The following is a 13,202-nucleotide window of genomic DNA, read 5'->3' as shown; positions in this document are numbered from 1 at the left end:
CGGACCGGTCGACGCTGCGCGCCGCCCAGAGCGACAATTTGCCATTCAAAAGGCAAGGCATGACCAGAAGGTCTATGCCTTGCCTTTTTCATGCCAACTTGTTCGCTCTGGACATCGCTCGCTGACGTTTGCTCAACCTGCGGTGTCATAACAATTCTGTCCAGCTGTTGGCATTGCGGCATTTGCCCAAATAAAACCTGCCAAAGTAAACCTGTCCTCTTTTGACAGGTTTTAGAGCTCCGCGCTTTCGGCGCCGTTGATGGTTAGGTTGCGCTCGTAGAAGGCGGTGAGGGCGCGGATGGCGTACATCACGTCGCGCACGCCGCCGGTCTCGTAGCTCGAGTGCATGGCAAGCTGCGGCAGGCCCACGTCTACGGCGTGCATGCTCGCCTGCATGTTAGACAGGTTGCCCAGGGTGGAGCCGCCGGCCATATCACTCTTGTTGGCGAAGGCCTGCGTGGGCACGTCGGCGTCATCGCAAATAGCCTGGAACACCGCGCGGCTAAAGGCATCGGTGCAGTAGTGCTGGTTGGCGGCTTCCTTGATAACGATGCCGCCGTTGAGCACCACCTGGTTGCGGACATCGCACTTCTCGGCGTGGTTGGGATGCACGGCATGCGCATTATCGCAGCTCACGAGCATCGAGGCGGCAAGTGCGCGATGGTACGACTCGTCATCGAAGCCCAGCGATCCGTTAATGCGGCGCAGCGCATCGGCCAAGAACGTCGACATGGCTCCCTGCTTGGTCTCGGAGCCAACCTCCTCGTTATCAAAGCAGCAGAAGACCGAGATATCGCGCGCGTTCTCAGCACCCAAAAATGCCTGCAGCGAGGTGTAGGCGCAGGCCAGGTCGTCAAGCTTGGGCGTCGAGATAAACTCGTCGGCCCAGCCCCAAATGCGCGCATCCTGACGATTGACCAGGAACAGGTCGCGACCCAGGATCTGCTCGGGCTCAACGTCCAGTTCGTCGGCGATCAGAGCGTCAAAATCTCCCTGCTTGAGTTCACCGGCGCTGATGAGCGGGCACAGGTCGACAGCACGATTAGGCGCAAAGCCCTCGTTAACGCCGCGGTTCATGTGGATGGCAAGGCTCGGGATAATAGCGACCTCGCGCTCGGTGGCAAGCAGGCGGCTCTCAATACGGTCGCCCTCGCGTACCAGCACGCGGCCCGCGAGTGCCAGCGGACGGTCGAACCAGGTGTAGTCGATCATGCCGCCGTAGGCCTCGGTGTTCAGGCGCAGCGTCTCGCCCGCGCCGTCGAGCTCGGGCACGGCCTTAACCTTAAACGTCGGCGAGTCGCTGTGCGACGCCGTGAGCTGAAAATGATAGTCGCCGGCAACGCCGTCCTCGCCCCACGTAGCAGCCAGGTCCTCGCCCACCTTAAAGGCAACGACGCTCGAGGTGTTGCGCTGCGTGTAATAACGCCCGCCCGGCTCGATGTCCCATGCCGCGTTCTCGGGCAGGTAGGTAAAGCCCGCCTCGTCGAGCTCGGCCATAATGGTCGCCGCCGTATGGAACATGCTGGGGCATGCCTCGATAAAGTCGATAAGGTCGTTGGCGGCCTCGATATCGTCGGCCGTCACGTGCGCGCGCTCGGGCGTTTCCTGATCCGTCATGCTCTCCCCTTTCGCTGGGTTGATGGTCCCCTCCAGCATACCCCGCCACGCCAGCGCCGCACTCTTCATTCCGTGCTTAATTCCGCGCCGCTCACCAACTTGAGCCATCATGCCCGCGTTCCTTTTGCGACAATTGCGCTAACAGGACGAGAGGAGCCGTCATGAAGCCACGTAACATTGCCATCACCTGCGGTGCCGCGGGAGTCGCCGTCGGCCTTGCCGCTGCCACCGGTATCGTTTATCACAAGCAAATCAAGTCCACCGCGTCGCTCAAACGCTTGACCGGCTACGCGGATGGCTATGACCTGTACGCAATCGACATCGCCTACGACTACGATCTTGATCGCATCATCGCCGCTGGCGTGCGCGACGACCAGGCCTACATCGATGCCGTGGTGGCGCAGGTGCTGCCCGGTGTGCCGGCACATGTCCAGGCGCCCCAGTTTGCCTGCAGCGCTTTTGTCGCCGTAGATGCCGAAGGCCGCGTGCGCACCGGTCGCAATTACGACTTTAAGGACGACACCTCGGCGCTGCTGGTGCGCAATCACCCACGCGGTGGCTATGCTTCCATCGGGTTTGCCGCCCTCAATAACCTGGGCGCCAACACTCCGCTTGACTCCATCACCGGACGCGCCGCGGCGTTGATGGGCCCGTTTGCCCAGCTCGACGGTGTTAACGAATGCGGCGTGTCCATTGCCGTACTCACCCTGGATTCCAAGCCCTGTGACCAGGACACGCAACGCCCCGCCATCAATACCTCGCTCGCCATCCGCCTGGTGCTCGACCGTGCCGCCACCACGCAAGAAGCTGTCGACCTGCTTTCCGCCTACGACATGCACGCTATGGCAGGACGCGATTACCACTTCTTTATCAACGACGCCGCCGGTGACGCGCGCGTAGTAGAGTGGGATCCGCGCGATCCGGACCGTGCTTTCAAAGCGACTCCTGTACGCCAGGTTACGAACTTCTACGCCTGCTATGGCGACGAAGTGCTGCCCAACCAAAAGAATGGCGAGCTGGGCCATGGTAAAGAGCGCGCCGTCGCAATCGCCGATGTCCTTGACGCCCATGTCGGTGCTCAGGACGAGGCAGTCACTTGGAAGGCCCTACGCGCTGCGGCGCAAGAGCCCAATCCGGAAGACATCACCAGCAACACGCAGTGGTCGGTCGTCTTTGACAATACCGAGCCCGCTGCCGCCATCACGCTGCGCCGTCACTGGGGCAACGTCGATGCCTTCGCACTGTAAGGAGCCAGGCCCGTCGACCTTACGTTCCCTGACGTTGCTTACATTTCCATACGCTTGAGCTAACACGTTTTACCCCCGTATCAACAGTGTGCGGGGGTAAACTTATGCGCATGTTATAACTTGCCCGGAAGGATTCATCATGCTCAGGATCGGTCTTCTTACCAGTGGCGGCGACTGCCAGGCGCTCAACGCTACCATGCGCGGCATTGTCAAAACGCTTATGACCAATAGCGAAGAACCTATCGAGATCTATGGTTTTGAGGACGGCTACCAGGGCCTTATCTACAGCAGGTTCCGCGTCATGTCGCCCGCCGATTTTAGCGGCATCCTCACCCGCGGCGGCACCATCCTGGGCACGAGCCGCACGCCGTTCAAGCGTCTGGATATTCCCGAGGCCGATGGCGTCGAGAAGGTACCCGCAATGGTCCACACCTATCATAAGCTGCAGCTCGACTGCCTGTTTATGCTGGGCGGCAACGGCTCCACCAAGACCGCCAACCGCCTGCGCGAAGAGGGCCTCAACGTTATCGCCCTGCCCAAGACCATCGATAACGACACCTGGGGCACCGAGCTGACGTTTGGCTTTACGAGCGCCATCGACGTCGCCACCAAGTGCATCGACGACATTCACACCACCGCTTCGAGCCACGGCCGCGTGTTCGTTATCGAGATCATGGGCCACAAGGTCGGCTGGATTCCGCTGTACGCCGGCGTCGCGGGCGGCGCGGACGTCATCCTGATTCCAGAGATCCCTTACGACATGGAAAATGTCATCAAGACCATCGAACATCGCATGGAGACCGGCAGCCGCTTTACGATTGTAGCCGTCGCCGAGGGCGCTATCTCCAAGGAGGACGCGGCGCTGTCCAAGAAGGAGTACAAGAAGAAGCTCGCCGAGCGTACGAGCCCCTCGATTGTCTACGACATCGCCAAGGAGATCGAAGCCAAGACTGGTCGCGAGACCCGCGTCGCCATCCCCGGCCACACGCAACGCGGCGGCCAACCCGACGCTCAGGACCGCATCTTTGCGACCCAGTGCGGCGTCGAGGCGGCACTTGGCTGCCTACGCGGCGAGTTTGGCTACATGATCGCCCTGCGCGACGGCAAGATGTGCCACATGCCGCTCGAGGAGGTCGCCGGCAAGCTCAAGTATGTCGATCCCCAGAGCGACCTGGTACGCGAGGCCAAGGCGTTGGGCATCAGCTTCGGCGACGAATAGCCTCGGCCGAAATCCATCCCATCGGACCCTCCGACCCCGCCCGACGTATTTCGATTTGGCTCCTCCCTTGACTCCGTCAAAGGTCGCCAATCGAAATCGTCGGGCGGGGTCGGAGGGTCCTTCGTTTACATACTCGCCGAGGCAATTCGTCTTCTTGCTGCGGGTGCCTGGTCTGAAATTCAGTTGCGGTGAAATAGTTCCTGCTTAGCCCGCAAATGGCTAAATCTAGAAGCTATTCCACCGCAATTTACTGAGTGGGGGCTCTTGGCTGCTACTTGCACTGACATTTGTCCTGAAATGGCTGGTCGTTAGGGGTTGCTACCGGTAGTTGCGGTAGGGTTGGAGCAGATTCTAACTAGAAATGGTGGTCGCTACCGGTTGTTCTCAGCATACTCGGCTCATTCGATTCGACCATCAAACGAAAGGAACCACCATGGATCTTGCGATGGCACAGCGGCTCGTTGATCGCCGCAAGGCTGCCGGGCTTTCTCAGGAGGCGCTTGCCGCCCAACTGGGCGTGAGTCGTCAGGCTGTCAGTAAATGGGAGCGCAGCGAGTCCTCGCCCGATACCGATAACCTTATTGCGCTCGCCGCGCTGTATGGCGTGTCGCTGGATGAGCTGTTGTATGGGGAGACGGTGGATAGCACTGACGACTCGCAAGCTGATGATGAGGCACAGGACAGCGACGCCGGCACCAAAGCTTCAGATGAGGCTGAAGAGGCTGAGGCTTCTACTGAGCACTCTGGTTACAGCGATAAGCCACTTGTCGATATTTCCCTCACGCGCGGCATCCACGTTATTGATCCCAACAAAGGCGAAGAGGTCCATGTTGGCTGGAATGGCATCCATGTGGCTAACGAGCGCAAGGGCGAAGAGGTCCATGTGGGGCCAGGCGGATTGCATATCGATACGCTTGAGGACGATGGACATAGCGTGCATACCAATGACGACGGCACCGTCACCATCGACGGCGAGACGTTTTCCAGCTGGAAGGAAGCACACGACAAGCTCGACCATCATGGCAAGCATTTCCACACCAAGGTCGGACGTACATGGAACAAATTCCCCTTCCCCGCGCTCGTCACCCTCGCCTACCTGGTGCTCGGCATTGCCTACGGCACATGGGCTACGGGACTCTTCCTCGTCTTTTTGATTCCCGTCTATTACGCGCTTGGCGACTTTATCGACCAACGCCACTTATCTAAGCTGATCGATGTCGTCTATTCGGTCAGTGCCGAGGCATGGTTCCTCTACATGTGGCTCTGTCTGGGGCAACCCCATCCCGCCTGGGTAATTCTCATCACCATCCCGGTCGTAAAAGCACTCATGCGTTGGTGCCGTAAACGATGGAAGCATCGCGAACGAGCCTAAACCATCCCAGCCCGACGGCAGCACCCAACTAGTACCCCCCGCCCCTCCCTCCTAAGTTGCGGTGATATAGTTCCGGTTTTAGCCTTGAGTAGTCGAATTTAGGAACTATTCCACCGCAACTTACGAATGATCGGAGCGGCTACAGCACAAGCGTCGGCGTTCGTTTGATGGTCCGCCACGAAAAGGGCCTATCTACTACGTTTAACTCGATGGGGCCAACCATGACCGCCTTTTTCGAAAATCGACAGGCCTTCTACCTGCGGTTTTATTTTTCGTTTTCCCGGCATGGTTGAGGGTATCCAATTAAACGTAGTAGATAGGCCCGTTTTGTGGCATACGACCCATTCAAGCCCAATCTCGAAGGCTAAAGAGAGCCTCTCATCCGCACCTGCGAGCGAAAACCAAATAGAATGAAAGGCAAATGGAAAGCCCGTTTGACGAGCGGAGAACATATGCGCGACGTAACCGAAAGCGACTGGAAGCTGTTTAAGAAAATGCTTCCTCAATGGCAAGAACGTTATATGGAAAAGCTCATCGGCCAGTACGTTGAGATGCTGAACGGCGACAGCGAAGCGTCCAGTAGATTTTGGGCACTAGAAGAGCGCCTCAATAGAGACAAGCTGTCCTCAGGCGTAATTGCAAACGACATTCGCCGCAGCACAATGCACCGCGAGATAGCCAATTTGCTTATCGACAGCGTGATCACCCTTGACGACCTTGACGGTTTTACCGAAGACATTAAGAGCTATGCGCAACACTGGATTGGCCAGTAAGAGCACTGAACGACAGACATCCCCAGCAAAACGGGGCAAACGCTGGGCCACCTAAAGCTGACGTTAGATAACGATACTTTTGAAAACACCAGAAAATCAAGGTTTTTCGAGCGATGGACAAGCAGGGTATTGTACTAAAAACTGAATACGACGCAAAAGCGGCGTTTCCCACTCCCTACATGGGAGAACAGGAACGCCGCTTTTTTCATGCCCTTTGTTACGCAGTAGGGGCAGAAAAAGCCTTGCTACAAGCGGCTTTCCGGGCGCGTATCTGACGCGGCAAGGGATTTATACCTTATCCCCCGAAACCGCGCTTCTACTGCGTAACAAATCCACAGCAAAAGGAGTGATTTACTATGGCAGTTTTCCGGGTGGAACGAAACAAGGGCTACACCGTAATGAGCAACCACCACCTACGCAACAAGGAGCTATCCCTAAAGGCAAAGGGGCTTTTGTCGCAAATGCTGTCACTCCCCGACGATTGGGACTACACCTTGAAAGGCTTATCCTTTATCAACCGGGAGAAGATAGACGCTATCCGCGAAGCCATACAGGAGCTTGAACGCGCCGGGTATATCGTCCGTTCAAGGGAGCGCGACGAGAAAGGACGCTTGCGGGGCGCGGACTATGTGATATTCGAGCAGCCGCAGCCGCCTACGCCGGATTTACCTACATTGGAAAATCCAACATTGGATAATCCAACACAGGGAAAACCAACATTGGAAAAACCTACGTTGGAAAATCCAACGCAATTAAATAAAGATATACAAAGAACTGACTTACCAAAAAAAGAAAAATCAAATACAGATTTATCAAGTACCCATTCCATTCCTATCCTTTCCCCTAACCCCTCACCTTGCGGGGGAGCGGCTACGCCGCCGGAACGGAAAGGAACGGAAGCGGCAGCACAGAGCGCAGTAGAGATATACCGGGAAATCATCAAGGACAATATCGACTACGACATTCTCAAACAGGACATGAAATTTGACGGGGACAGGCTTGACGAGATTGTAGACCTCATGCTTGAAACGGTATGCACCGCCAGAAAGCGGGTGCGGATTGCGGGGGACGACTACCCGGCAGAGCTTGTGAAGTCAAAGTTTATGAAACTGGACGGCGAGCATATCCGCTTTGTGCTTGACTGTATGCGGGAGAACACCACGAAAATCCGCAACATCAAGCAATATCTGAAAGCAGCCCTTTTCAATGCCCCGTCCACAATCGGCAACTACTACACTTCCCTTGTCGCCCATGACATGGCAAGCGGCGCACTTGCGCCACAGGAGCCGCACGACCCCTATTCATTCAAACCGGGCGAAAGCCTGTAAACAACAAAAGGAGGATTTTAACCCCTATGTATTTGACGGGAGCATGAGCATTGAAGATTACGAGCTTATGCACCGCATGATGAACGAAGAAAGGAGCGAACAAATGGCAGAACCGATTTTAAGCGGCTATCTTTCCAATCTTGGGAAGTACACCGAGGGCAGACCCGCGGGCGAATGGGTGACGTTCCCCACGACTGCCGAACATCTGAAAGAAGTCTTTGACCGTATCGGGATTGACTTCAAGCATTACGAGGAATGGCATTTCACAGAATTTCAATCCCCTATTCCCGGCTTGACGGAACATTTAAGCGAGTATTCCCACCCCGACGAGCTGAACTATTTAGGGAAGCTCTTGGAAATGCAGTTTGACGACGACCGGGAGAAATTCATTGCAGCCATTGAATACGGCGACCATGCCGACAGCTTACAGGACATCATCAACCTTGCACAAAACCTTGACTGCTACTGGATTTACCCGTCCGTCCACAATGAAGAAGAATACGGGCGTTATCTGGTTGATGAACTGGAAGAACCGGAGCTTCCCGAAGAAGCGAAAAAGTATTTCATGTATGAGGAATACGGACGGGACGCTTCCATTAACGACGATGGTATGTTTACCGAAAAGGGCTATATCTACAACAACCGCAACACCTTTACAGAATGGTACGACGGGCGCGACGTGCCGGAGGAATACCGGGTAACGCCGCAGCCCCCGCAGCCGGAAAGACCCGACCCGGAAAAGGTAGAAATGGACGCAGCCGCGCCGGGGCAGAGAACCGCGCAGACCGCAGAGCAGCCACAGGAGCCGCGCCCGGTTATCCCTATCGTGCTGACGAGCGAGAAGCCCGCCGAAAAGCTCAAAGAGATTACCGACCGTCTGGAACAGGGCATTGCGGAACTCTTTGACAGCGAACGTTACCGGGAATATCTGAAAGTCATGTCAAAATTCCATAATTACAGCTTCCGAAACACCGTCCTTATCGCCATGCAGAAGCCGGACGCTTCCCTTGTGGCGGGATTTTCCGCTTGGAAGAACAACTTTGAGCGAAACGTGATGAAAGGGCAAAAGGGAATTAAAATCATTGCCCCGTCACCCTATAAAATCAAACAGGAAATGCAAAAAATCGACCCGCACACACAGAAGCCCGTTATCGGCAAGGACGGAAAGCCCGTCACCGAGGAAAAGGAAATCACCATACCCGCCTACAAGGTAGTGTCTGTTTTCGACGTTTCCCAGACCGAGGGAAAGGAGCTGCCGGATATTGCGGTGGACGAGCTGACGGGCGACGTTGACCGCTACAAGGATTTTTTCGCAGCCCTTGAAAAGACTTCCCCCGTTCCTATCGCCTTTGAGGAAATCGTGGGCGGCTCTCATGGCTACTACCACTTGGAGGACAAGCGCATTGCTATCAACGAGGGCATGAGCGAATTGCAGACCTTAAAGACCGCCATTCACGAAATCGCCCATGCGAAGCTGCACGATATTGACCTCAACGCGCCAAAGGACGAGCAGCAGCCTCGCGTAGACCGCCGCACCCGCGAAGTCGAAGCGGAAAGCGTCGCCTATACCGTCTGCCAACATTACGGGCTTGACACGTCGGACTACTCTTTCGGCTACGTCGCCGGGTGGAGCAGCGGGCGGGAACTGTCCGAGCTGAAAAGCTCCCTTGAAACGATACGCAGCGCAGCCGCCGAGATTATCAATTCCATAGACGAGAACTTAGCGGAGCTGCAAAAGGCACAGGACAAGGAGCAGACCGCCGGACAGGAGCAGCCCACCAGAGAGGGACAGGAAGCCGCGCCGGAGAAGCCGGATCCGGAAGCAGCCGCACCGGGAAAATCCGGCGCACAGGAAAAAGCGGGCGCAGCCCCGAAAGAAGCCTTTACCCCGGAAACGATTTACAGAGTGCGCCGGAACCCTTACAGCGACAGCCGGGAAAACAGCTACCTCTTGCAAGCCTATGTGACACAGGAGAACGGGCGGGCGAAAATGGGCGACGTGCTTTATACGGGAACGCCGGAGAAATGCCGCGAGCTTATGGGGCAGCTCAAAAGCGGCGAGCTGACCGAGGGCGACGTGAAGCAGCTTTACGCAAAGGCACAGGAAACGGCGCAGACCGCCGGACAGGACAAAGACACCTTTTCCATTTACCAGATAAAGGGCGGGGACGAAACAAGGGATTTCCGCTTTGAGCCATACGACCGCCTGCAGGCGGCGGGAAATGTGGTTGACAGGGCGAACTATGAGCTTGTCTATTCCGCGCCCCTTGCGCCGGAAACTTCCCTTGAAGATATTTACACCTGTTTCAATATCGACCACCCCAAAGATTTTAAGGGACACAGCCTTTCCGTTTCCGACGTGGTAGTGCTTCATCAGGACGGACAGGACGCGGCGCATTTCGTTGACAGTGTAGGTTTTCGGGAAGTGCCGGAGTTTTTACAGGAGCAAAAGCAGCTTACCCCGGACGACTTGGAAACGGGCGAAACTGTCAAGACACCGAGGGGGACTTTCCATGTGACCGCCATGAGCCGGGAGCAGATAGAAGCCGCCGGATATGGCTTTCACCACCAGTCGGACGACGGAAAGTATCTGATTATGGGGAATGGGACGCGGGCGTTTGCCGTTGCCGCAGAACAGGCGCAGCGGGACAATCCCTTGAAAACCGCCGAGCAGACCACAGAGCAGAACGGGAACATGATTGACGGTATCATCAACAACACCCCCACCGTTGACGAACTGGAAGCAAAGGTAAAGGCGGGCGAGCAGATTTCCCTTGTTGACCTGGCTAACGCTGTCAAAGCCGACAAGGAGCGCGGCAAGGGAGCGAAGCCGGAAAAGAAACCCTCTATCCGGGCGCAGCTTAGAGCCGACAAGGAAAAGGCACAGAAGAAAAACGCAAAGCAGAAGTCACAGGACTTGGAAAGGAGCTGACCCATGCCGGAACAGAGCAAATTTGAAAACATGGATTTGTTTGCTTCCCTTGAAGCGATTATGAAGCAGAACACAGGCTTTTACCAGAGCGACTTAGACATTGACAAAGAGATTATCGCAAAGGCGGCGGCAAGCCCCCACAGGGAGGACAAAACACTTTTGTGGTTCTGCCGCCCGTCCGGGACGCACTGTTTCCGGGAGCGCGACGTTTTCCTCAAAGACACCGCGCCCCACAACACATGGCGTTTCTACATGGAGCAGACAAGCGACCGCGTTCTTGCCTATGCAATCGAGCTGACGGGAAAGGAGCGCGGGAAAATCAAGGGCAATCTGTACGAACTGGACTACTCTAAACATTATGAGCGCGTCAAGGAAAAGGAGCTGCCCGCCGATACGGTGAAGCTGATTTATGAGCATGGGGAAAGGGTACAGGAAGCCGGGAGATATTTTGACGGAACCCCAGACCCGCAGCTTGGGAAATTTGAACGCTTTGAAGCCGTACCCAACGACCCGGACGCGCTGCAATCGCTCTTACAGGAAGAACGGCGCAGCCGGGAGCAGCTTTCGCCGGGGGATTTCAAGGCGCATATTGCCGCTTTGCGGGACGGGCTGATTGAAACGGAAGCGCGGCGCATTGTGCGGGAAATGAAGCGGCATTACGAGCCGAACAGCCCGAACAAGACCCATTTCATGGCAGAGCTTTCCCCGGCGTTCATGCGGCTTGCAGCCACAAAGGACACTGACCGCCTTTTCTCCATGCTGCCCTACAAGACCCTTTCCTTTTCCAAAATCGAGGGCAGACATGGGACGTATGCGCTGATTGACAAGGGGGAGAACCGGGACAGGGAGATAAGGAAGCCCCGCCCCTCTATCCGGGCGCAGCTTAAAGCAGACAAGGCAAAGACCGCCCCGAAAAAGGCGGCGGCAAAAACAAAAAATCACGATATGGAGGTATGAGCATGATTAGACTGACTGTTGAAGAAACAAACCTTTTGAGCATTTACAACGAGGGCGGCAAGCGGGCTTTGATTGAGAATGTCAACGCCGCGCTGCCCTACATGGACGCGGATATGCGGGAGCTTGCAAAGCGCACCCTTTCCAAACCTTAATTTTGTTGTAGTGTTATATGTATAAATGCAGGTCAATGCTCATGTTGAGAATTGACCTGTATTTTTTTGCACAAAAGGAGAAATATTATGCTTGAAAAATATTGGATAAAATGTCCAATTTGTAACGGAAAGACGAGGGTTCAAGTATTTTATAATACGGTATTAAGAAATTTTCCTCTTTTCTGCCCTAAATGTAAATTAACACATATCATTGATGTTGAAAAATAAGATATCATAATCAAAAACTCTGAAAAAGGAAGGATATTAAATGAAACACTTACCTAAAAGTACACTTACGGAAATATTGAATGACCCATACGGATTTACTTACAAAGAAATGTCGGAAGTAATTGGAGAGGATAAAGCAAGAGCCTTATATGCGGAATTGTATAAACAGCCATTTCACAAAAAAATCTATCAATATCAACAAAAAAAGTCTATAAAAGTAGCGATACTGAAAAGTATGTTTATGAATTGAAAGACAACAGGTATATCGAAACGGTTTTTATTAAACGGCGAGATGGTGGGACTGTTTGCGTAAGTACGCAAGTTGGTTGTTCTGTTGGCTGTATTTTTTGTGAGTCCGGACGCAATGGTTTCGTTCGTAATCTAACACCATCTGAAATTGTGCAACAGGTCATATTGATACGTCAAAAAGTAAATCGTATCGTTTTTATGGGAATGGGAGAACCTTTATTCAATTACGACAACTTGATTGCAGCAATCCATATTCTTCGAGATAGAAATGGACTTAACTTTCCAACCGACGGCATTACCGTATCAACAGTTGGTCCAGTTAATCAATTAAAAAAATTGCGCGAAGAACATCTAAAAAATCAGTTGACAATATCTTTACATGCAGCAACACAGGCTGCGAGAAACTGCATCATTCCTCATATGCACATGTACGCTATTGAAGATGTTGTTAAGCAAGCATTGTCCTATTCACAAAGGCATAATCGAAAAGTGGTATTTGCGTATTTGCTTTTACCAGGTATAAATGACCGTTCCTCAGATATAAGGCAACTTGCAAAATGGTTTAAGGGCAAAAATGTTATGATTAACGTGCTGCAATACAACCCGACGAGTAATTCAAAAATTAGAGCACCACAAAAACAAGAAATGGTTGCGTTCAAACATCAATTAGAGCAAACAGGACTTGAAGTTACCATGAGAGTTTCTCATGGTAGAAAGATTAAAGCAGCTTGTGGACAGTTAGCTAATACATATAATAAAGCCAAAAAACAACAAAAATAATTTAATTAAAAGAGCCAGACGCACAGACGCAGAGCCGATAATATGCAGTTTGAAATACTGCTGTTATCGGCTCTTTTTTGATTTAATTTGTGCCCCCAATAACCATATTGGAGCAAAATCAGAACTGTTGCTTGTCGTTCTTTGATTTCCGCAGCAGCTTTGAAAAACCAAAGCCGCCGTTTCTTTTTATCTTCTAATGAAATGACGCGGTATCACTGTTAAAAGCGGCGGCTAAAAGGAGGTAGCCGCCATGAAGCACATACCATATCGATGTTAGCGTCGGAATAATTTAGCCAAATATAGTCGGCCGAGATTGACCAATCCCGGCCGACCCATTTTAGCCAACAC

12 protein-coding genes are annotated in these 13,202 nt (G+C 53.7%); 11 read left to right on the top strand and 1 reads right to left on the bottom strand.

The window, feature by feature from the left end:
- Positions 1-231 precede the first annotated feature (231 nt).
- A complete protein-coding gene (locus AB5Z25_RS04995; RefSeq protein ID WP_368134940.1) occupies positions 232-1,617 on the bottom strand; it encodes a M18 family aminopeptidase in 1,386 nt (461 codons plus the stop codon).
- 161 nt (positions 1,618-1,778) lie between these two features.
- On the opposite strand from AB5Z25_RS04995, the gene AB5Z25_RS04990 reads away from it, so the two are divergent.
- From AB5Z25_RS04990 to AB5Z25_RS04940, 11 genes are all read left to right on the top strand, one after another.
- Positions 1,779-2,864 (top strand): carcinine hydrolase/isopenicillin-N N-acyltransferase family protein, encoded by a 1,086-nt coding sequence (locus AB5Z25_RS04990; RefSeq protein WP_368134939.1) that lies wholly within the window; start codon positions 1,779-1,781, stop codon positions 2,862-2,864.
- Between the two features lie 139 nt (positions 2,865-3,003).
- Positions 3,004-4,083, top strand: coding sequence for a 6-phosphofructokinase (locus AB5Z25_RS04985; RefSeq protein WP_368134938.1), 1,080 nt, complete (start codon positions 3,004-3,006; stop codon positions 4,081-4,083).
- Positions 4,084-4,516: 433 nt separating this feature from the next.
- On the top strand, positions 4,517-5,455 hold the full coding sequence (locus tag AB5Z25_RS04980; RefSeq protein WP_195235071.1) for a helix-turn-helix domain-containing protein: 939 nt from the start codon (positions 4,517-4,519) through the stop codon (positions 5,453-5,455).
- Positions 5,456-5,907: 452 nt separating this feature from the next.
- On the top strand, positions 5,908-6,228 hold the full coding sequence (locus AB5Z25_RS04975; RefSeq protein ID WP_195235102.1) for a multidrug transporter: 321 nt from the start codon (positions 5,908-5,910) through the stop codon (positions 6,226-6,228).
- Between the two features lie 113 nt (positions 6,229-6,341).
- On the top strand, positions 6,342-6,503 hold the full coding sequence (locus AB5Z25_RS04970) for a hypothetical protein (protein WP_368134937.1): 162 nt from the start codon (positions 6,342-6,344) through the stop codon (positions 6,501-6,503).
- An 81-nt stretch (positions 6,504-6,584) separates the two neighbouring features.
- Entirely contained in the window at positions 6,585-7,556 is a 972-nt protein-coding gene (locus tag AB5Z25_RS04965; RefSeq protein ID WP_368134936.1) for a DUF6017 domain-containing protein, read from the top strand.
- 103 nt (positions 7,557-7,659) lie between these two features.
- Positions 7,660-10,488 carry an antirestriction protein ArdA gene (locus AB5Z25_RS04960; protein WP_438265604.1) on the top strand — a complete coding sequence of 943 codons (2,829 nt, stop codon included), beginning with the start codon at positions 7,660-7,662 and terminating at the stop codon, positions 10,486-10,488.
- A gap of 3 nt (positions 10,489-10,491) precedes the next feature.
- Positions 10,492-11,445, top strand: coding sequence for a hypothetical protein (locus AB5Z25_RS04955; RefSeq protein WP_002585090.1), 954 nt, complete (start codon positions 10,492-10,494; stop codon positions 11,443-11,445).
- A 2-nt stretch (positions 11,446-11,447) separates the two neighbouring features.
- Positions 11,448-11,597, top strand: coding sequence for a transposon-transfer assisting family protein (locus AB5Z25_RS04950; RefSeq protein WP_438265603.1), 150 nt, complete (start codon positions 11,448-11,450; stop codon positions 11,595-11,597).
- Positions 11,598-11,684: 87 nt separating this feature from the next.
- On the top strand, positions 11,685-11,825 hold the full coding sequence (locus tag AB5Z25_RS04945; protein WP_368134935.1) for a cysteine-rich KTR domain-containing protein: 141 nt from the start codon (positions 11,685-11,687) through the stop codon (positions 11,823-11,825).
- Positions 11,826-12,071: 246 nt separating this feature from the next.
- Complete coding sequence (locus tag AB5Z25_RS04940; protein WP_438265602.1) at positions 12,072-12,854, top strand: radical SAM protein; 783 nt, start codon at positions 12,072-12,074, stop codon at positions 12,852-12,854.
- The last annotated feature ends 348 nt before the right edge of the window (positions 12,855-13,202 follow it).

Source organism: Collinsella aerofaciens, from assembly GCF_040910325.1.
GTDB lineage: Bacteria > Actinomycetota > Coriobacteriia > Coriobacteriales > Coriobacteriaceae > Collinsella > Collinsella aerofaciens_BL.
Note: the sequence above shows the minus strand (reverse complement) of the source record. Positions and strands in the feature narration are given on the sequence as shown.